Here is a 21,281-nt window from a genome sequence, read left to right as displayed (position 1 = left end):
GGCAGGCGGAGCGGTCCGCGACCCGGCGTTTGACCCTAAATGTTTGACCCTAAATAAACTGGCGGTGGTGCTTCTTCCCGTCGTATGTGAATACCACTTTCTTATCCTCGACGATCGTTTCCAGGTGAACCGGCTTGCCCCAGAGCTTCTGAACCGAGGGGAGGGTGCGCTCCAGGTATTTCAGGTCAAGCTCCATCCCCTCGAAGGAATGCTTCAGGTACAGCTCTCCGAGCCGCTTGTAGTCCCCGTTGTCTACCACCAGGTAAGGGAAGCCCCCGTTGACGCGGGAGTACACCAGCTGGTCGCGGATGTTCATCCAGGTTTTGTCGGTGATCTTCCAGTCGGTGCCCTTCTTCTCGAAAATATACAGATCGAGGTCCTCTACCAGCTCCTTCGTCAGGTAGCTGCGGATGAACGAGGTATCCGAGTCGAATTCGCGGACCTCGAACATCTTCTCGCGGCCCTGGCCGGGCCTGCGGCCGAACCGCTCCTGCTCCTCTTGAGTGGGCTTATCCCAACGCTTCTCGATGTCCTCGAAGATTTTCAAGCCGAGGTAATAGGGATTGAGGCTGCTCTTGGACGGCTGGACGACCGAGGAATTCAGCTTGGAGAACTCCACCGTTTCCTCCGGCGTCAGGTCGAGCTCGCGCATAATGCGGATGTGCCAGTACGAGGCCCAGCCCTCGTTCATGATCTTGGTCTCCATCTGCGGCCAGAAATACAGCATCTCGTCGCGCATCATGGTCAGAATGTCCCGCTGCCAGTCCTCCAGCTCGGGGGAATGCATTTCGAGAAACCACAGCAGGTCCTTCTCCGGCTGGGAGGGAAATTTACGCACGGTGATCGGCTCGGGCTTGGAGTGGGTATCGCGTTCGAGGGACCACAGGTCCTCGTAGCCGGTCTGCGGCTCGCTGCCGGACTCGGCGGCCGCCTCCCGGCTCTTTATCCTGTCGGGAGTCGTGCGTTCGCCGCGGCGGTACGGCCGGATGAGGCCGGGGTCGACATGCTCCTGAATGGCGAGCACGGCATCGAGAAACTGCTCGACCTTCTCCGTGCCGTGCTCGATTTCATATTGGCGGATGCGCTCGGCGGTTGCCGACATGCTCTCCACCATGTTGCGGTTCGTATTGGAGAAGCGCATGTTGTTCTTGAAGAAATCGCAGTGGGCGAGGACATGCGCGACAATCAGCTTGTTCTGGATAAGCGAATTGCCGTCCAGAAGAAACGCGTAGCACGGGTTCGAGTTGATGACGAGCTCATAAATTTTGCTCAGACCAAAATCGTACTGGGTCTTCATCTTATGGAAGGTTTTTCCAAAACTCCAGTGGCTGAAGCGGGTGGGCATTCCGTAGGCGCCGAAGGTGTAGATGATGTCCGAGGGGCAGATTTCGTAGCGCATCTCGTAATAGTCCAGCCCGAAGCCTTGGGCGATCTCCGTTATTTCCTCGATGGCCCGCTCCAGCTCTTTGATTTCATGGGACTGCATAGGCTCACCCCGCCTCCGGTTTATAGAAAAAGGCCTTCAAGGCGTCATACACTTCCCCTTTTTCCCGGATGATGCAGTACTGGAATTTGGGGTTCTTGATATGCTTGAACGCCGACATGAGCGTGCTGCTCCGGTTGTACTGGTTGACCTCCCCGTAGCCGAACATGTTCGTGCGCTCCATCAGCTGCCCGATCAGCTTGACGCAGCGCTCGTTGTCGGAAGTGAGGTTGTCTCCGTCCGAGAAATGAAACGGGTAGATGTTGTACATGGCAGGGGAGTACCGGGAGTCGATGATATCGATCGCCTTCTGGTAAGCCGAGGAGCAGATCGTTCCGCCGCTTTCCCCTTTGTTAAAGAATTCCTCTTCCGTCACTTCCTTCGCTTCCGTATGATGCGCGATGAAAACGATCTCGACGTTCTCGTACTTCGTGCGGAGGAAGCGGGTCATCCAGAAGAAGAACGAGCGTGCGATGTATTTCTCGAAGCTTCCCATGGAGCCGGACGTATCCATCATCGCGATGATCACCGCATTGGAATGGGGCTTGTGGATCTCCTCCCACGTCTTGAAGCGCAGATCGTCGGGGGAAATGCCGTGAATCCCCGGCTGGCCTGCGTTGGCGTTGCGTTTCAGGTTCTCGAGAATCGTCCGCTTCTTGTCGATGTTCGACATGATTCCCTTCTTGCGGATGTCTGTGAACACCACCTCGGAGGTGTGCAGCTGCTTCTTGTCCTTCTCCTGGAGATTCGGAAGCTCCAGCTCATCGAAGAGCATCGCCTGAAGCTCTTCCACGCTTACTTCCGTGTCCAGGTAATCCTCTCCGGGCTGGCTGCCCGCGCCTTCGCCTTTGCCGGGACCTTTGGCCGGCTCGCTGCCCAGCACGTCGCCTACCTGGGAGTCTCCGTCTCCCTGGCCGACGTGCTTCGACTTGCTGTAGTTATAGCGGAACCGGTATTCGTCGAGGGAGCGGATCGGAATTTTGATAATCTGCCGTCCGTTGGAGAGGATGATGCTTTCGTCGGTGACGAGATCAGGAAGATTCTGTTTGATCGCTTCGCGCACTTTTTCCTGATGGCGGGTTTGGTCCTGGTAACCTTTACGGTGCAGGGACCAGTCCTCGCGGGATACGATAAATACGGGTTTCGTCATGGCTACACCTCCTGAAGAATGGCGCTGACGCTAAGGGACACCGGACCCGTCCGCCGGGCCGGAGGAAAGTCGGATAGCTTGTTATCAAATATATTCACGAGAACGGGGGATATGTGATTGGGTTACAAGCCCATTTGGAGGGGGAGGGGGCGATAGCCCGAACCCTTTTGTTAAGCGTTAAGAGGGGAGCGGCTTCTTGACCACTGTTCGGAGAAAAATTCCGCCCATATATTTATTTGTGGAGAATCATTCCTTTCCGTGCTAGAATGGCGGTAAAGAGATTGCCTATTTCCCCATTCTAATAGAAGGAGGCCGGAGCCTTACGAGGCTGATGAGAGGCGGAACCCTGCCGCCTGCTCCCGGATATCCCGCATGCCGAAAATTATCTACATTCCGCTCGACGAGCGGCCCTGCAATTATGACTTTCCCCCGCTGCTTGCCGCACGCACGGACCTTCATCTGGTTCGCCCCGGTATGGAGCTGATGGGCCGTAAAAAACAGCCCGGCGACACCAATGGTTTGTGGGATTGGTTTCTGGAGGAAGCGAAGGAGGCGGACGGTGCCATTGTCGCCCTGGATACCCTTCTGTACGGGGGAATTATTCCTTCCCGTCTTCACCACGACACGGTAGAGGAAGCGGCCGCAAGGCTCGAAGGACTCCGCCGGGTGAAGGAAGAGAACCCGCGTTTAATCCTGTACGCGTTCCAGCTGATCATGCGCTGCCCGCAGTACTCCTCGAACGACGAGGAGCCGGATTATTATGGTGACTGGGGACGGGAGATTTTCCGGACCGGCTTCCTCCGTCACAAGAAAGAGCTCGGCCTCGCTTCCGGCGAGGAGCTGACGGAGCTGGCCGGCCACGACCAGCGGCTGCCCGGTCCCGGCGTGCTGGATGATTACTTGGACCGCCGCGCGGTCAATCGGGAAGTGAACCGCCTGGCGCTCGACTATGCGGCCGACGGAACGATCGATTTCCTCATCGTTCCCCAAGACGATTCCGCTCCTTACGGCTGGACCGCCCTCGATCAGCAGGAGGTCCGCCAGCGCATCAGGGAACTGGATGTGGAGCAGAAGGTGTACATGTACCCGGGAGCCGACGAGGTCGGCTGCACGCTTTTGTCGCGCATGGTGAACCGGATGCATAACCGGACGCCGCTTCTTTATCCGAAATTCGCGGGGGTCCAAGGCCCGTTCCTTACCCCGCTCTATGAAGACCGCCCGTTCTATGAAAGCCTGAAGTATCAAATTCTTGCGGCCGGGGGAATGCTGGCCTCCTCGCTCGGAGAAGCGGATGCCGTCATTCTCTGCAACACGCCGGGGGATGTCATGAGGGAAGCCGTGGTGCAGCATGAGCCTAATCCGGGCTACGATGCCTTCCGCAATCTCGTGGAGCTGGTCGAATACGCGGATATGGCCATGCGCCGCTTCGGCAAGCCGTGCATCGTTGCCGATATTGCCTATGCGAACGGCTCGGATCTGCAGCTGGTGAAGCTGCTCCGCCAGAAGGACATGCTGTTCCGGCTGGCTGGATATGCCGGCTGGAACACGAGCTCGAACACCCTCGGCACCTGCATCGCCCAAGGTATGCTCTATTTGGTGTACGGCGATACCGGCGCTCACCGCGATTTTCTGGCTCTGCGCCATGTGGAGGATGCCGGCTACTGCTCCTCCGTCCGCCGCCGGGTAAGCAATGGAGCCGTCAAGGAGCTGGGGCACACCTATTTCTCCATCGACGGCAGCCGAGGAGAAATCTCCCGGATCGTCCGCCGGGAGCTGGAGCAGTTTGCGGAGGAGCACTTGGCCGACCAGCGGTTCCGGATCGAAATCGAAGACTGCTGGATGCCGTGGAGCCGGATGTTCGAGGTCGGACTGACGGTCCGGGCGGTTCCGATTGGGCAGCCGCTGAAGCAAGAAGATCGGACGGATGCCGGCCGGGCTGGCCGGGCAGACGGGGCCAGGCAAGCCGGCGGGACAGACAGGGCATACGGGGCTGACAGGGCCGGGCAAATCAGCGTGACGCCCGCCGAAAGAGACTCGCTGTTCGAACAGCTCCGGGGCCGGCTGATTGTGTCCTGCCAGGCGCTGGCTGACGAGCCTCTGCACGGAGCCTCTACGATGGCCCAAATGGCCAAGGCCGCCAAGCAGGGAGGAGCGGCCGCCATCCGGGCCAACGGGCCGGAGGACATCCGAGCCATCAAGGCGGCAACCGGGCTGCCGGTGATCGGCATCATCAAGAGGGACTACGACGGATGCGAGGTCTATATTACGCCGACGAGCCGGGAGGTCGACGAGCTGGCCGAGGCCGGAGCCGACATGATCGCCTTCGACGCCACCCGCCGGCCCCGGCCGTGCGGGGAGACGCTGGAAGGGCTGACGGCTTACATGAAGAGCCGGGGCATCCGGATGATGGCCGACATCTCCACCCTGGAGGAAGCGGAATACGCCGCCTCCCTGGGAGTGGACTGCGTGTCGACCACGCTGTCCGGCTATACGCCGTATTCTCCTCAGCAGGAGGAGCCCGATTTCGCCCTGATCCGGCGGGCGGCGGATCGACTTACCCTTCCGGTACTGGCCGAAGGGCGGATCTTCTCTCCCGAGGAGGCGGTCCAGGCTATGGCCGAAGGCGCCTACGCGGTTGTCGTCGGCTCGGCGATTACGCGGCCCCAGGTGGTGACGGCCCGGTATGCGGAGCTAATTCGAAAGGCGGGGAATGCGGATGGACGTGAGGGCTCGGATTTATAGCTATTATCCTTCTCTGACGAAGTCGGAGCAGAAGGTGGCCGACGCCGTTCTCGAGCGGAACGTAGACCTCATCTACCATTCGGTCACGGAGCTGTCCGAATTCGCGGAGGTCGGGGAAACGACCATTATGCGGTTCTGCCGCAAAATCGGCTTCAAGGGCTATCAGGACTTCAAGCTCGCGCTCGCCCAGGACAAGGCGTACCAGAATCCGGATCAGCCGGACTCCGGAAACGGAGAAGAGGAAACGGCCCGGGGCGTTTACCGTCACGCGGTTCAAGCCCTCGACACCTGCCTCAGCCTGCTCGACAAGGACAGGCTGCAGAAGGCCGTCGACTTGATCGATGCGGCGGGCCACGTCCAATTTTTTGGGGTGGGGGCATCGGGGATTACCGCGTTGGACGCCAAAAACCGGTTCATGCGGATCGGGCGGCGCGCCGAAGCGGTGGCGGACAGCCATATGCAGATGATGGCCGCGATGTCCATGCGCCCCGGGGACGTGGCTGTCGGCTTCAGCGTGTCGGGAAGCACGCTCGACACGAACGATATGCTTGCCAAGGCGAAGCAGAGCGGAGCGTCGGTAATCGCCATCACGAACTTCGCCAAGTCTCCGATTACCGGTGTGGCGGATGTCGTTCTCTTGACGGCGGGTAAAGAGTCGCCCTTAGAAGGAGGCTCGATGGCCGCCAAAATCGCCCAGCTGTTCGTGCTGGACCTGCTCTGCCAGGGCTTGGCCGAGAAGAGGCCGGAGTGGACGAAGGAAATGAAGGAACGGACGGCGAAGGCCGTAATTGAACGAATCTATTAACCGAAGGAAGCCGTCTGCAAGGGAGCGGGGCCGGATTTTCCTTCCGTATGAAAAAATTAGGAATGGACAATGGGTAAGGGACTATTCGTCAGAAACTATTTCGTAAGGAACCGTATGGAGGGTAACTCATGTTTGCCATTGAACGGATAAGGCACGAGACTTACTAAACAGTTGCAGGAGGGAAACCGAATGGAGAAACGGAAGGCGGATGTGATCGTGATCGGCGGGGGGCTGGGAGGCACCGCCTCGGCGCTGGCGGCCGCGAAGGCCGGCATGAAGGTGATCCTGACCGAAGAGACCGACTGGCTGGGAGGCCAGCTGACGAGCCAGGGGGTGCCGCCCGATGAGCATAGATGGATCGAGTCGTTCGGCTCCACGGCCGGCTACCGGGAATTCCGGGAGAGGGTCCGGGCCTACTACCGCGACCATTATCCGCTTACGGAAGAAGCCCGGAACAATCCCCACCTGAACCCCGGCAAAGGCTGGGTGAGCCGGCTCGCCCATGAGCCGCGCGTCGCGCTCCAAGTGCTGGAGAACATGCTGGCGCCCTATGTCAATTCCGGGAGAATCACCGTGCTTTATGAATACAAGCCGGTTGCGGCGGAGACGGAAGGGGACTCGGTACGGTCCGTCACCGTCGAGCAGCGGGGCACGGGCAGGAGGCTGGAGCTGACGGGCGCCTATTTCCTCGATGCGACGGAATGCGGGGATGTGCTTCCCTTGGCGGGAGTCGAGTTCGTCATGGGCGCCGAAGCGTCCAGCGAAACAGGGGAGCTTCATGCCGCCCGGGAGGCGGATCCTTTGGACATGCAGTCCATCACCCATGTCTTTGCCGCCGATTATGTTGAGGGCGGAGACTTCACCATCGAACGGCCGGAGATGTACGACTACTGGAAGGCTTACATCCCTTCCTTCTCCACGCTGCCCCTGCTTAACTGGAATGCGATCGATCCTCATGATTCCACCCGGCTGAAGGAATACACGATGTTTCCGAACGATCGGGGCGTCGTCTCCTTGTGGGACTATCGGCAGATTGTGGATCCCTCGATCTACACGGAGCCTTTGTACGAGGGACCGGTGACGCTGGTCAACTGGCCGCAGAATGATTATTACGTCGGCCCGATCTACGGGGTGTCCGAGGAGGAGAGGGAGAAGCATCTGCATGGAGCCCGGCAGCTGAGCCTGTCGCTTCTGTACTGGTTGCAAACGGAGGCCCCGCGCCCCGACGGCGGCCGCGGCTATCCCGGGGTCCGGCCGAGGGGCGACGTGCTGGGCACGGAGGACGGACTCGCCAAGGCGCCTTATATCCGGGAATCCCGGCGGATCAAGGCCGTGTACACGATTACCGAGAACGACGTCAGCATGGAGGTGCGGGGGGAAGCCGGTACGCTCCGGTACGAGGACAGCGTCGGAGTGGGCAGCTATGCGCTCGACCTGCATCCGACGACCGTTACCCAGCGGGCGATCTATATCCCGGTCTATCCTTACGAAATCCCGCTTGGGGCGCTGCTGCCCATCCGCGTCAAGAATCTTCTGCCGGCCTGCAAAAACATCGGGACCACCCAGGTCACCAACGGCTGCTACCGGCTTCATCCGACCGAATGGAACATCGGGGAAGCCGCGGGTTATCTGGCAGCCTATGCGGTCTTGAACGACTGCCGGCCTCATGACGTCCGGGAAGAGGCGAACCACCTCCGTGCGTACCAGGAGCTCCTCGTCCGGCATGGAGTGGAGCTTCATTGGCCCGAGGAGAAATAAACGGTATTCCGTCTTTCTCGAATCGCTCGAAATCTTCCAAGTAGACTTATCGCATGGAGGGGTCAGGTTCCGCCTGTGCCGTCCGTCCACCTATCATTACAGTAAAAGCCATGTGCCCCGGCACATGGCTTCTTGTATAGGGGCGCCCCGGAAGGTTGCGTCTTCCATTTTACCGGGAGCATGTTGGGGCAGGCATGTGCTGCCCACCCTGGTTTATAACAAGCTGACTTCCATCAACGGAATTCGAGGGTAGATGCGTTAAGGAACGTCTCCCCGAGCGGAAAAGGAACCCCGCGAATAAAGGAACGCCGGTATCCTATTGCCCGGCAACGGAGCGTTTCTTCGGCATAGAGGAACTACAGTATCTTATAGCCAGGAAAAAGAGCGCTTCGCCGGGCATAGAGGAACTACGGTTTCCTATTCCACCGCCAAACGCGCTTCTCAAGCCTGCATGCCCCTCAATAGAGGAGCAGAGTTCCTCTCCTTAGCGGGAGGAGGTTCCAGGAGCGGGGATAGAGGATCATCGTTCCTCTATCCGTCCCACAGCCCGTCCGGGCGCTCTTCCGGTAACTTTGTTGGCGGAGTGGTCCCCGTAAGCCCGTAAGCACACGAAAATAAAAGAGCAGCAGAACGAAATCGGATAAGGCGCCCGCCGGTGAAAGTCCTCCGGTCCTTGCAGGAGTGTCTCTTTTCAGGAGGGACCCCGCCGGATCGTTACCAAATCCCCTTCTTCCGCGAATAGGAGATCAGGTCCTCCGCATAGCGAAGCTGATCCTGCAGGCGCCGCTCCGCCGCCGGGTGAAGGCCGCCTTCCGCCTTGCCGGAAGCGACGGCGCGGTGCACCCCGCCGAGACAGCCGAGAAGCCGGTCGTGAGCATCAGGGGCCATGACCGGACCGGAGGCCGCTTCCCGGAGGCTATCGTACTCCGCCGTGAAGGCCTCGATCGCCGCGAGCAGGGCACCGCCGGTCCGGTCCGAAGCGGCTCCGCGCGGAAGGTAGACCTCGCGGAGGTCGCGGACCAGCTCCGCGATGAGGCGGCTCACGGCTTCGATCGGATGAAGGCCGGGGGAAACGGCGTCCTCCCGCCAAGGTCCCTGGCGCAAGGCCTTCACGTGCGGACGCCCGGCCTGCCCGAAGGAGAAGAGGCTCGCGCCCTGGTCCAGGTCCCGAGCAGCGAACAGCTGGGTGACCGTCGAGAAGGCATCCAGATGAATGTACAGCGGGTAAAGGCCGCTGTAAATGAGACAGCCCTCTGCCAGCTTTCCTTTGTGCTCCTTCACGGATTCCCTGACCCTATCCGATTCGGCGAAATAGGCTTGGGGGATGACGACATCCACCACCTCCGCCCATTCGCCGATCCGGTCGGCCTCGGGTCCCGGCTCCGGAGCGGCCGAGATGACGGTTTGCGGGGCTAGAGCTTTCAGCTCCCGGTAGACCGCCTTCATCCCTTCGTTCTCGGCTTGGCGAAGCCAGGCCGTCCAATGCTCCCACCCGGCGGGATCGGTGTCCGCATCGAGGTCATAGGGGTCCGTCCCGATTTCCTCGGCGTAAGCGGAACGGACGTACCGGGAATAGCTGAAGCCGTCGGACGGAAACCGCATGTAATCCAGGTTCACGCCTGCTGCCCCGTAGCGGCCGACCATTTCCTTCATGAGGCCGATCAGGTAACCCCGCGGCTCCGGATTTACGATGTCCATCCAGAAGTACCCGGTGCCGGGATCGGGAGCAGGCTGGTCCCGGCCGACGCTGTCCCGGGGCACCGCCGCCCATTCCGGATGAATGCGGAGGATGGGGCCTCCGGACGGGTCGATCCCGACCATATAGCCGTTGATCCAGGCATGCACGGCAATGCCCCGCTTAGCGGCTTCCTTAACAAAGACGTCGAGCGGGTCCCAGCCGGCAAAAACCGGGTTCTGCCCGGCAATTCCATGGGCGCAGGCGGTCCGGCTGGGGAAGATGGTATACCCTTGGAAGAAGGTTTCCAGGTAAAGCTCGTTAAGGCCCGAAGCCGCCATCCGGTCCAGCGTCACGCCGACCTCTTCCGCGTTCCGCTCCACCGGCCGGTACCAGACGCCCCGCGCCTCTGCCGTCCGGCTCGGAAGCGAGAGGCAATAGCCCTCCAGGGCCCATGCCTCCGCCTGCCGGGAGCAGTGGACGCTTTCGGCGGGAGAGGCGGCGGCCAGGCGCCGGGCTAGCTCCAGCCTTTCCCGGGCTGAGGAAAGGCGGGAATCGGCTTCGCGGAACGGGACGTTCGCGTACTCCTCCCGCGCCCGGTCCAGGCTGGCTTCCGCGGTCCGGATGCTATCCTCCGCCCGGTTCAGCCCTTGCTCGGCGGCCGGCCGGCTTGTTCCGCCGTCGTTCCCCCGCTGGTCCGCTTCCGCCGGTGTCCGTTCGTGCCGGGTCACCAAATCGCCGACCCGGAAGTGAGCCAGCAGCGGCCCGCCGCTGTCCGCCGTTTCCCCCGGGAGAGCGGAGAGGACAAGCCCGTTACCGGGGATGGAGCTTCCCCTGCGGGGACCGGACGGGGGATGGACCTCCACCACCCGGTAGCATGTCGGCCGCCCTGTCTCCACCAGCACGACCTCGGCGGCCGTGACCTTCGTCCCCGTATAGTAGCCCCACACGGGCATATATTCCACGATCTTTTCCGTCCCGCCCGGCCTATTAACCGGGGAAACCGGAACGTTCCGCCCATCTGCCAAAGTATAGTCAATTAAGGTTGGAGAGGAATGAAGCTTCATAGGACAACCCCCTGTACGAGTCGGATGATTCTCTTCTATCTTTCTACTTATTTATAGCCAGTATAGCGGAGGAGGAGGAAAAGGGCATTAGGAGAAGGCAGAAAAGCGAGAACCCGGTCCATTCAGCTTAAAAGGGAAATAGGGAAAGAAGCCCAAAAAACCGTTCCCGAAAAGGGAACGGCTCGAAGCGGAAGGCCCGGGCCTTCCGTGACTATTACTTAACGTGGGTGCCTTTGACGAAGCGGTTCTTCCAGTAGCCGGAATAGAGATCCGATACCACGCTTCCGCTTTGGATGGCATGAACGAACTTGCCGTTTCCGACGTAGATGCCGACATGGCCGATCTTACCCGGACGGCTCGTGCTCAGCATCACGAGGTCGCCCTTCTGCAGCTTGGATTTGCTGTAGACGGATTTTCCGTACTTTGTTTGCGCGTTGGCTCCCCAGCCGATGTGGACGCCGTTTCGCTGGTAGATGAATTGGGTAAAAGAAGAGCAGTCGAAGATAAGATGTCGAGGATCGCGGACTCCCCAGCGGTATTTTACTTTTCCGACGTAGGATTTGGCTGTAGAAGCGATCTTATCCCCGGTGGGAGAAGCGCTGGCCATTCCGGCTGCCGAGAAGAGCAGCGATAAGGCTAATATGGACGCGGTCATCAGTTTTTTCATAATGAAGGACAAGTCCCCTTTCCTAAAGTTTGGCTGTAAAGCGGCTTCAACGGAACAGGGCCATTGTAACATTCCCATCCGCCCTGCTTCTTTAGTGGGTTAATGGGAAAACAACCAACCTCCTCCAGAGGCTGGAATACAAAAAGCAGGCGCAGGCACCCCGAAGGATGCTTTGCGCCTGCTTTTTTGGTAATAGTTGAAGGTACGGTCCGGGAGGGCGTCGCCTCCCCGGATTCCGCTCTCTTAAGCGGGTGCCGCCATTTGCGCCAGCAGAAGGAACAAAAGCACAAAGACCGGAATAACCCCGTTAAGCGCCGTTCCGGCAACCGCGAAGGCTTTCCGGCGGTCCCTCTGCAGCAGGCCGATGAGGCCAAGCACGAAGCCGGCCAGAAAGCCGGCGACCGTCCCCATTAAGCCGATGCTGACAAAGACCAGCGTTGCTTTGAGCCTATCGCTCATAACCAGCTGGCGGGGGTCGATGGGGCTCCCTGCGGGAAGCTCGCTGCTGATCAGCGTACCCATGTACACCAGGAGGGTAAAGAACCCGGCCATCATCACGGAGCCTACAATCAGCGAAGCGAGTCCGGGACCCGAGTGCTTCCGTCCCTCGTCCCCGGCCGGTCCCGAGTGTCCTCCGTTCCCGCCCCACGGGCTCTTGGAATCGTCCCGGCCGCTCGGTTCGTTGTGCATAGTATCACCTCGTTTTGAACTCGGTTTAAGCTCTTCTTATCATAATGGGGTAAGAAGGCTTTTGCAAAGCGGCTGTCTCGCCGGGCGGCATTCTGGTATGATAAGGTTATCATTGTCAGAGGGAGTGGACTCATGAAATACCGGCTTTTTCAGACCGTCAAGACCGTCGACATGAACGCCGAAATTCTCTCGGAGGTGCTCTTCGATCATGGAGAGGTGGAATCCCCGCTTCCCGCTATCGGAGCCACGGTGATCAACCACGCACTCGGATTGAAACAATTCGATGTGGTTTATGATAGAAGGGAAGGACGGATCAGCCGTTCCAAAATCATGGACATGGAAATAGACCTGCTTGGCGACGGAACGGCCGTGCGTGTCTTTCTGGAGCCGGTCACCCTTATTGTCGGACAGCATGATGTAGGACAACAGTAAAGGAGCGGAAGTAGACGTGAGAACTTACCTGCTGTGGGGCAGCGTGCTTGCCCTGCTTGGAGTGGCACTGGGGGCATTCGGCGCCCACGCCCTGAAGGACCGGCTGACGGAGGATATGCTGGCCATCTATCACACCGGGGTGCAGTATCAGATGTACCATGCGCTCGGCCTCCTCGGAATCGCCCTCTTGCATGACCGGCTGGAGGCGAAGAAGCTGGTCGCGCGGGCGGGCCTTCTGCTCGTAATTGGGGTCATAATCTTCTCTGGCAGCTTGTACCTTCTCGCTTTGAGCGGGATCAAAGTGCTCGGTGCCATTACGCCGATCGGCGGGGTCGCCTTTATCGCCGGCTGGGCATGCCTGGCGGCGGCCGCCTGGAAAGAGCGTCGGCTGTAGGATTATCTGTCATAAGGCGCCGACGTCATCAGTTCCCGGCTTCCGGCGCGATTCAGCCGGCCTAACCGGATAGGGCGCCGGGCCCGCGAAGACCGAAGGAACAATCTGCCTTAGCAGGTTGTTTTTTTGAAGTTAATGACCTTTTTATTTAGGAGGAGGCCTCCGGCTCCCCGTTCTCCTTGGGAGAAAGAGGCCGTCCATGAAGGAAAGAGAGAGGGTAAGCTTTGATTGGTTCCTGGCTTGGGTACGCCTTTGCCGCTCTGCAGCTGTTGGTTGGCGGCATCGGTGTTTATCAGATTCTGCTTGGCTTTGCCGGATACATTCGCAAAAGAGAAACCTATGAACGGCAACCGGAGCACTCCTTCGCCATTCTGGTGGCCGCCCACAATGAAGAGGCGGTGCTCGGCTCTTTGCTGGACAATATCCACAAGCTCGATTATCCGAAAGCGCTTTACGAGGTCTTCGTCATTTGCGACAACTGTACGGACCGGACGGCCAGGATCGCGAAAGCCGGCGGGGGAAAGCCCATGGTGAGGGAGCACCCGACGCTGCGAGGCAAAGGCCACGCCGTGGAATGGATGCTTCAGCGGCTGTGGGAGCAGGACCGGAGCTTCGATGCCGTGATTATTCTCGATGCGGACAATTTGATCAGCCCGAATTTTCTGACCGTTATGAATAACAAGCTGGGCCGGGGAGACCGGGTGATCCAAGCCTATCTGGAAACGAAAAATCCATTCGACTCCTGGGTAAGCGTTTCCTACGCCATCATGTACTGGTTCATGAACCGGAACTGGCAGCTCGCCCGCCACAATCTCGGGATGGGCAGTGTTCTGGGAGGGACGGGGATCTGCATCGAATCCGGTCTGCTGAAGGAAATCGGCTGGGGAGCGCGGTCACTGACCGAGGATGTGGAGTTCACGGCCCGCTGCGTGGAAAGAGGGATTTTTCCGACGTGGGCCCATGACGCCCTTGTTTACGACGAGAAGCCGATCGGGCTGTGGAGCTCCATGCGCCAGCGGCTTAGGTGGATGCAGGGGCACTTCTTCTGTGCGAGGCGGTATTTCTGGAGAATTCTGCACGCGGCGCTCGCGAACCGGAGCCTGTCGCAGCTCGATGCGGCGCTGTATCTGTTCCAGCCGTTCCGGTTCCTCCTCTATATCATCTACAGCGTGATGCTGTGGGTCCAGCTGACCGGCGGGGGAGGAGAAGGCTTCCGCTCGCTTCTGCCGGCCTGGTTCTGGTACGGCAGCAGCCTGCTCCTCTACCTGCAGCCGGCGGCCGTCCTGTTGCTCGAGCGTAGGTCTTGGAAGGCGTTTGTCGGTCTTATCCCCTATAATCTGTTTCTGCTGAGCTGGATTCCGGTGACGGTTTGGGCTTTTTTTACAAGCAACAACCAGAAATGGAGCCATACGAAGCACACCCGCGCGATCAAAATCGAAGAAATTTCGTAAGGAGACGAAAGGCAGTATGTGGATCAGCCCCCGCTGGAGAAAAATAGGGAGGGACCTGGTGGTCCAGAAGGTCCGGACGCTGCTGGTCGTTCTGTCCATTTCCCTTGGGGTGACCGGGGTGGGAATGATCGGACAGTCCCGCATGGTGTTCGTCCAGGGAATGGAGGACAGCTACCGCGCCTCTTCCCCTTCGCATTTTACGCTGCTGGCCGAGCCTTTCAGCGAGAAGGAACTGGCGGCTCTAGCTGCTGTTCCCGGCTTGGGACAGGTGGAAGCGCGAAGAACCGTTTATGGGCGGATCAGCCCGTCAACCGAAGCGCCTGCTGCCGGAGCGGACGGCTGGAAGAATGTGAACCTGCAGGTGGTGAAGGATTTCGGCGGCATCGTCATGGACCGTTTTTACCCGGAGGAAGGGGAGTGGCCCCCTCCGGGAGTAGGCCTGCTGCTCGAACGGACCGCGCTTGCTTACCTGGGCCTGTCCATAGGGGATGAGGTATGGCTGGATTTATCGGACGGAGAGAAGCATAGGTTTACCGTCGCCGGGACCGTCAAAGATCCTCTCCGCAATTCGGCCGAGGTGTCGGGCCTGTGCTTCGGTTATTTGACGGGAGAGGGAGCCGCGGCTCTCGGGCTGCCGGAGACCTATAACACGCTGTCCGGCAAGGCGGAATCCTCCTCCGCCGATAAGAAGCTACTTAACGATCTGGCCGTCCGGGTACGGGACGCTCTTAATGCGGAAGGGAAAGCGGTCTTCTCTTTATCGGTCCCCGAGCCGGGCAAGCATTGGGCCTATGACCTGATCACGTCGATGGCCTTCATCCTGCTCGCCTTTGGTGGGCTGGCCCTTCTTCTCGGCTCCGGTCTCGTGGTCAACACGATGACCGCCCTCATTCACGGACAGCTGAGACAGATCGGAGTCATGAAGGTGATAGGGGCGGGGGACGGCAGCCTGTTCCGTCTCTATTTGGGGATGGTGCTGATCCTGGGAGGGATAGGAGCCGCCGTCGGCATCCCGCTCGGCTGGGGGGCCGCTTTCCTGATCACCCGCCGGACGACCGATCTTCTCAATCTGGATGTATCCGGCTACGGCCTGTCTCCTTCCGTGGTGGGGCTTCAAGCGGCGGTGGGCTTGCTGATTCCGGCCCTGTCGGCGTTCCTTCCGGTTTACCGCGGCACCCGCATGCCCGAAAGAGAGGCGATTGGGGGACCGGATCCGGGAAGAGAGGCCCAGGCGGGGGAGACGATCATGGGGCTGAAAGGGCTGCCCCGGCCCCTGCTGCTGGCCATACGCAATACCTTCCGCCGCAAGGGCAGACTGGCCTTGGCGACAGCCGTGCTCGGCATCGGAGGAGCGGTGGTGCTTTCCGTATTCAGCCTGCAGGCCTCGATCGGCCGCACACTGGACCGCTCCTTCGGCTTTATGGGCTATGATATACGGTTCACCTTTCCGGTTCCGCAGCCTGGAGAAGCCCTGGAGAAGCTCGCCTTCGGGCTCCCCGGCGTGAAGAAGGCGGAAAGCTGGTACTCCGCCACCGGCACCCTCCTCCGCCGGGACGGCACCAAAAGCCGCGATCTGGCGATAGCCGCTCCACCGGAAGATTCCGGTCTGCTTACCCCTGTTATGAGCGAAGGACGCTGGCTCCGGAAGGACCAAGCCGACATCGTACTGACCTCCTCCTTCGCAGGAGAAGAGCCGGACCTTCGGATTGGCGATTCCGTCACCCTCACGGTTCAAGGGGTGAAGCAGACCTGGCGGGTAGCGGGCATCGTCCCGGCCCCGAAGGAAGTGGACGCGTATGTTGGCTACGGCTCCCTTACCCGTTCCGTTGGGGCGGATGGAACCGCCAGCCTGCTTCAGCTTGGAATGGACGGCGCGGACTTGGAGGAGCAGAGGAGCACCGCGGCCGAGCTTCGCCGGCTGGGGGAAGAGAAGGGCTGGAAGCTCAATGCTCCGTCTTTTACCGCGGAGGCACGGGAGGTTCAGGAGAAGCGGCTCGGGATCCTCATCGGGTTTCTTGCGGCGATGGCCGTTCTGCTTACCGTAATAGCTTCTCTCGGTCTCATGGGCATGATGAGTCTTAATGTCCTCGAGCGGTCCAAGGAAATCGGAATCCTGCGGAGCATAGGTGCCGCAGATTCGGCGGTATGGGCCATGGTGACGGTAGAGGGGATGTGTGCCGCCCTGCTCGGCTGGGGCCTGTCCGCCGGCTTGGCGTATCCGATCAGCCGTATTCTCGGCAGCCAAGTGGGCCTGAGCCTGTTTCAGGCCCCGCTCGATTACCGTTATTCGTTCTTGGGGCTTGCTCTGTGGCTGGGGGGTGTTCTGGTCTTGGCCGCCGTGGCAACCTATCTTCCCTCCCGCAAAGCTTCCCGGATGGACATCCGGGACGTGCTGAATTATGAATAGGGACAGGAGTATCAGCTTAACCAGAAAAGGTTGCGAAAGGGGTGACGCGTATGAAGGGAACGGAGGACTTTCATCCGGTTCTGAGAAGCTGGTTCGCCAAAGAGGTGGGGAACCCGACCGATGTTCAGCTGCAGGCGTGGCCGTCCATAAGCTCCGGCCGCCATACTTTGATAGCCGCTCCGACCGGCTCCGGCAAAACGCTGGCGGCGCTGCTCCCGTGCCTGGACCGGGTCGTCAAAGGCAAGCTGGCAGGAAGCTATAGCGGAGCCGGGGTCCGCATTCTCTATGTAACCCCGCTCAAGGCGCTCAATAACGACATTCATCACCATGCCGTACGCTTTGTCGAGGAGATGGAGGCGGAAGCAGAGAGGTCGGGAGCCGGTTGGCCGGGAATACGCGTCGGCGTCCGCACCGGGGACACGTCGCAAAGCACGCGGACCTCGATGCTGCGCACCCCGCCCGACCTGCTTGTCACGACCCCCGAATCGTTGTATATCCTGCTGACCTCCCGGAAGGGAAGGGAGATGCTGAAGACAGTGGAGCAGGTCATCGTCGACGAAATTCATGATCTCGCGGCGGACAAGCGGGGGCTTCATCTCACGGTGACGCTCGAGCGGCTGGTCGACTGGTGCGGCCGTTCTCCCCAGCGGATCGGCGTGTCCGCCACCCAGAAGCCGATGGAGCGCGTGGCGCGGTTTCTCGGGGGCTGGGAAGAACCGGCTGCCGGAGAGACGGAAACACCGTACGAACCCGCAGGGAAATCGGGGGCGGAAGAGGACAGCCGGGGCAGCGAAGCCGAAGCCGCCGGGAGCGGGTTGAACGCACGCGCTTCCCATGGGGAAGAGAGCGCCGCCCTTTCCGGGAGCCGTGAGGAAAGGGATGGCCTTCCGCCGGCTGCGGAAGAGAGGGCGCCGGAAGAAGCGCTTGGCAGCGGCTACACTCCCCGGCCGGTCCACATCATCGAAAGCCGGATGAACAAGGAGCTCCAGGTCACGGTGACGATGCCCGAGCGGGCTTCCGGCGGGAAAGAGCGCGACATGTGGAAGCCGATCCTCGACCGGATCACGGGGCTCATGACGGGCAGCCGGACGACGCTCGTGTTCGTCAACAGCCGGAGGCTGTGCGAGCGCTTGACCTTGCGGCTGAACGATCATGCGGGCTACGAGATGGCCCGGTCGCATCACGGCAGCGTGTCCCGCGAGAAGCGCCTCGAGGTCGAGCGGATGCTGAAGGACGGCGAGCTGCGCTGCCTGGTGGCGACCTCCTCCCTGGAGCTCGGCATCGACGTCGGCCACGTCGATCTCGTGATCCAGGTCGACTCGCCCAAGACGGCCGCCGCGGGCATCCAGCGCTTCGGCCGCGCGGGCCACGCCGTGGGAGGCATCTCCCGCGGCGTGATCCTCGTGCGCACCCGCAGCGAGCTGCCCGAGGCCGCCGTGCTCGCGCGCGCCATCGCCGCCCGGGACATCGAGGAAATCCGCGTTCCGCGGCATTCCCTCGATGTCCTCTCCCAGCAGATCGTGGCCATGACGGCCACGGAGGACTGGGAGCTCGGGCGGCTCGCCCGCACGCTCGCGCGCAGCGACGGCTTCCGCGGCCTGCCGCGGGCGCGGCTCGAGGCGGTGCTGCAGGTGCTGGCCGGGCTGTACCCGTTCGCACGCCCGCTGCTCGAGTGGGACCGCGGCGCCGGGGTGCTCCGCCGCCGGGCAAACACGCCCATGGCGGCGGTCATGGGCGCCGGCACGATTCCGCAGAGCTCGGGGTATCCCGTGCATCATGCGGAATCGAAGCTGCACCTGGGCGAGCTGGACGAAGAATTCGTCCACGAAACGCGCGTGGGCGACACCTTCCAACTCGGGACGAGCTCCTGGAGGGTACAGGCGATCCGCCACGACCGGATCTATGTAACGGAGAGCGCCAATGCCTACAGCGAGATCCCGTTCTGGAGGGCGGAAGCGTTGGGCAGAAGCCGGGAGATGGGAGAAGCGGTCGGCCGGTTCGTGGAGGAGCTGGACCGGAGGGAGCGGGATTCCCGGCTGCTCGCCGAGGAATGGCTCATGGAGGAATTCCGCATGGAGGCGGGCGCGGCGGACAGCCTGCTGTCCCTTATCGCTTCCCAGCGGGCCTCCACTCCGCTGCCTACCTCCCGGCGGCTCGTCCTGGAGCATTTTACGGACGATGCCGCGCAGCATCATCTTGTTCTTCACAGCTGGTTCGGCCGCCGGTTCAACCGGACCTGGCAGCTTGCCCTTCAGGCGAAGCTGGAGAAGAAGGGGACCGGGCGGTTGTATGCCAATGCCCGGGACAACGGCATTGAATTCGTCTTCACCGAATGGGACCCGGCGTGGCCTCTGCTGATCCGGCAGCTGGGGAGCCGCGAGCTCGAAACGCTCCTCCTTCAAGCGATCCCCTCCTCGCCCCTGCTCGGCATCAACTTTCGGCGCATTGCCGAGGTGTCGCTTCTCCTTTCCCGCAGCTTCACCCGTATGCCGGCCTGGAAGAAGAGGCTGAGGAGCGAAGAGCTTCTTAAGGAGGCGCTGCCCTACGCTGAGGATTTCCCTTTCCTACGGGAAGCCTTCGAGGAGTCGCTCCGGGAGTCGCTGGACACCGGACCGGTTCAGGAGATGCTCCAGGCCATGGAGAGGGGAGAGATAGAGCTCGCTTACCGGGATTCCCGCTTCCCGTCGCCTATGGCGGCCCAGTTTCTTTTTGATTACGTTAACGCTTCGTTCTATGAATCGGATGCCTTGAGCAAGGATCTGCAGGTTCGTCTGCTCGGCGTAAACAAGGGCTTGGCGGCTGAAATGTTCGGACAGGACGCCCTCCGGGAAAGCATTTCCCAGGAAATCGTCGAGGAGGAAAAGCGGCGGCTGGAGGAGGGCGAAGGGCTCGACATCCAGGGCCGGGAGGATCTGTACCGGTTGCTGAAGGAGCGGGGGGATATGACGCGGGAGGAGCTCATCCGTCTGGCTGGTCGGGCTTCCGCGGAATGGGTAGACTCTCTAATCGAGGAGGACAAGGTAGCCGTCGCCGCCGTTGGCGGGGAACCGCGCTATATTTGCTCCGACGAAGCGGAGCTCTACGCGGCCTTCCCCGGGAGCAGCCGATCGGCTGCCTTCATTGGCAAACGGTTCATGGAGCACCGGCTCGCCTTCACCACGGAGGAGCTGGCGGAGCGGTATGCCATCCCCCGGCCGGAGGCGGAGCGGCTGGTTCAGGAAGCCCGGGGACAAGGAACGGTGGAGACGGCTCCCTTTGCCGAGCCCGGCCGGGAAGAGCTGTGGACGAGCGCCAAGGTGGCTTCGCGCATCATCCGCTTCTCCATCCGGGATTTCCGGAGGGCAAGCGAGGGGGTTCCTGCCGACCGGTATGCCGCCTATTTGGCCGAGCTTCAAGGGGTGACGCTGGGGACGGCTTCGGGTGGCGCCGAACTGCGCGAGGTGATCGGCCGGCTTCAGGGGCTTTTTCTTCCCTTGAGTCATTGGGAGAAGTTTATTTTCCCGGCGAGGGTTCCCGGCTACCGGCCGGACGAGCTCGATCTGCTCTGCGCCTCGGGCGAGCTCTTCTGGATGGGCCGCAAGGAAGAGGGGGAGAAGGAGGGGAGGGTCGCCTTCTTCCTGATGGAGGCCGCCGAGCTGTACGGTCCTCTTGCGGCCAGGACCGGCGATACCAAGCATCCCGCCCTCCTGGAGCGGCTGCGGAGAAAAGGGGCGAGCTTCCTCTCGGCGCTGAGCCGGGAAACCGGCGAGCTGCCCTCGGAGGTGCTCGAGCAGCTGATGGACCTTGTCTGGGAGGGCCATGCCGCGAACGACCAGTTTGCTCCGCTGCGGCTTCACCTGGGTGGTAACCGGGCCAAGGCCGGGAAATTTCAGTCCGGCCTCGGCCGCTGGTACGCCCTCTCCGGGCTTGCCGGAGAACCGGTTGACCCCGGGGAGTCCGCCGTGCGGTGGACCCGCCACCTGCTGCAGCAGTTCGGACTGGTAACGAGAGAGCTGGCGTCCCAGTCGTCCCCCTACGCCTGGGACGTGCATTACGGGGTTCTCAAGCAGCTCGAGGAATGGGGAATGGTTACCCGCGGCTTCTTCATCAAGGGTGTGGCTTCCCTTCAGTACTCGACCCGGGAAACCGTCGAGGGGCTGCGAAAGCCGGCCGGCCGGGAACCCGGCCTCACCCTGCTCTCCGCGGTGGACCCCGCCAATCCTTACGGAGCGGCGGCCTCTTGGCCGGCTCGTCCGGGAGCAGCGTTTGCCCGCAAGCCCGGGAATTTCCTTGTTTTCCGTGAGGGCCGCTGGGTGATGTGGATCGAGAACAACGGGCGCCGGCTGGTCAGCATGGGGGATGCCGAAGAGGAATGGGGCCGGGAGCTCTCCGGCCTGTTCCGTACGCTGCTTCGCCAGAACGGAATCCGCAAAATCGTGGTGGAATCGTGGAACGGCCGCGAGGCGGTGGAATCCGAAGCGGCCGGGCTTCTCGAGGAAATCGGCGCCGAGCGGGACCGCAAGCATTATGTGCTGTGGCCGAGCAGCCTGCGGGACTAGTGCAGTAGCCGAGAGTGTTGTT

The 21,281-nt window shown here is 61.2% G+C and carries 13 protein-coding genes and 1 pseudogene; 9 read left to right on the top strand and 5 right to left on the bottom strand.

The annotated features are described in order from the left end of the window. Nucleotides 1-49: 49 nt before the first annotated feature. Together MJA45_RS21025 and yhbH are read right to left on the bottom strand one after the other, a co-directional pair. Nucleotides 50-1,486, bottom strand: a complete 1,437-nt coding sequence (locus MJA45_RS21025; protein WP_315603857.1) for a SpoVR family protein — start codon at nucleotides 1,484-1,486, stop codon at nucleotides 50-52. Between the two features lie 4 nt (nucleotides 1,487-1,490). Continuing rightward, entirely contained in the window at nucleotides 1,491-2,633 is a 1,143-nt protein-coding gene (gene yhbH, locus MJA45_RS21020; RefSeq protein ID WP_315603856.1) for a sporulation protein YhbH, read from the bottom strand. A gap of 372 nt (nucleotides 2,634-3,005) precedes the next feature. On the opposite strand from yhbH, the pseudogene MJA45_RS21015 reads away from it, so the two are divergent. The 4 genes and pseudogenes from MJA45_RS21015 to MJA45_RS21000 all read left to right on the top strand — a co-directional run. Further along, nucleotides 3,006-4,493, top strand: a pseudogene (locus MJA45_RS21015) (DUF4127 family protein); the annotation flags it as partial. Between the two features lie 177 nt (nucleotides 4,494-4,670). Next, a complete protein-coding gene (locus MJA45_RS21010) occupies nucleotides 4,671-5,375 on the top strand; it encodes an N-acetylmannosamine-6-phosphate 2-epimerase (protein ID WP_315608071.1) in 705 nt (234 codons plus the stop codon). Beyond that, nucleotides 5,350-6,180, top strand: coding sequence for a MurR/RpiR family transcriptional regulator (locus tag MJA45_RS21005; RefSeq protein WP_315603855.1), 831 nt, complete (start codon nucleotides 5,350-5,352; stop codon nucleotides 6,178-6,180). Before MJA45_RS21010 ends, MJA45_RS21005 begins: the two co-directional genes overlap by 26 nt. A gap of 189 nt (nucleotides 6,181-6,369) precedes the next feature. Further along, the gene (locus MJA45_RS21000; protein ID WP_315603854.1) at nucleotides 6,370-7,938 is read left to right on the top strand and encodes an FAD-dependent oxidoreductase; all 1,569 of its coding nucleotides are present in this window, start codon (nucleotides 6,370-6,372) and stop codon (nucleotides 7,936-7,938) included. Between the two features lie 714 nt (nucleotides 7,939-8,652). On the opposite strand, the gene MJA45_RS20995 is transcribed toward MJA45_RS21000, so the two are convergent. The 3 genes from MJA45_RS20995 to MJA45_RS20985 form a co-directional block, all read right to left on the bottom strand. Continuing rightward, nucleotides 8,653-10,680 carry a glycoside hydrolase family 10-like protein gene (locus MJA45_RS20995; RefSeq protein ID WP_315603853.1) on the bottom strand — a complete coding sequence of 676 codons (2,028 nt, stop codon included), beginning with the start codon at nucleotides 10,678-10,680 and terminating at the stop codon, nucleotides 8,653-8,655. Between the two features lie 214 nt (nucleotides 10,681-10,894). Beyond that, nucleotides 10,895-11,335: a C40 family peptidase gene (locus MJA45_RS20990; RefSeq protein ID WP_315603852.1), complete on the bottom strand. Its 441-nt coding sequence runs from the start codon at nucleotides 11,333-11,335 to the stop codon at nucleotides 10,895-10,897. Nucleotides 11,336-11,590: 255 nt separating this feature from the next. Continuing rightward, a complete protein-coding gene (locus tag MJA45_RS20985; RefSeq protein WP_315603851.1) occupies nucleotides 11,591-12,037 on the bottom strand; it encodes a hypothetical protein in 447 nt (148 codons plus the stop codon). Between the two features lie 132 nt (nucleotides 12,038-12,169). Here MJA45_RS20985 and MJA45_RS20980 point away from each other — a divergent pair, with 132 nt between their 5' ends. From MJA45_RS20980 to MJA45_RS20960, 5 genes are all read left to right on the top strand, one after another. Next, nucleotides 12,170-12,469, top strand: coding sequence for a hypothetical protein (locus MJA45_RS20980; RefSeq protein WP_315603850.1), 300 nt, complete (start codon nucleotides 12,170-12,172; stop codon nucleotides 12,467-12,469). 16 nt (nucleotides 12,470-12,485) lie between these two features. Next, on the top strand, nucleotides 12,486-12,863 hold the full coding sequence (locus tag MJA45_RS20975; protein ID WP_315603849.1) for a DUF423 domain-containing protein: 378 nt from the start codon (nucleotides 12,486-12,488) through the stop codon (nucleotides 12,861-12,863). 224 nt (nucleotides 12,864-13,087) lie between these two features. Beyond that, complete coding sequence (locus tag MJA45_RS20970) at nucleotides 13,088-14,314, top strand: glycosyltransferase family 2 protein (protein ID WP_315603848.1); 1,227 nt, start codon at nucleotides 13,088-13,090, stop codon at nucleotides 14,312-14,314. 58 nt (nucleotides 14,315-14,372) lie between these two features. Then, nucleotides 14,373-16,721, top strand: coding sequence for an FtsX-like permease family protein (locus tag MJA45_RS20965; protein ID WP_315603847.1), 2,349 nt, complete (start codon nucleotides 14,373-14,375; stop codon nucleotides 16,719-16,721). Between the two features lie 50 nt (nucleotides 16,722-16,771). After that, entirely contained in the window at nucleotides 16,772-21,259 is a 4,488-nt protein-coding gene (locus tag MJA45_RS20960; RefSeq protein WP_315603846.1) for a DEAD/DEAH box helicase, read from the top strand. The last annotated feature ends 22 nt before the right edge of the window (nucleotides 21,260-21,281 follow it).

Origin of the sequence: Paenibacillus aurantius (assembly GCF_032268605.1) — a bacterium.
Taxonomy (GTDB): domain Bacteria; phylum Bacillota; class Bacilli; order Paenibacillales; family NBRC-103111; genus Paenibacillus_AO; species Paenibacillus_AO aurantius.
The sequence above is the reverse complement of the archived record's forward strand: the minus strand, read 5'-3'. Positions and strand labels throughout refer to the sequence as shown.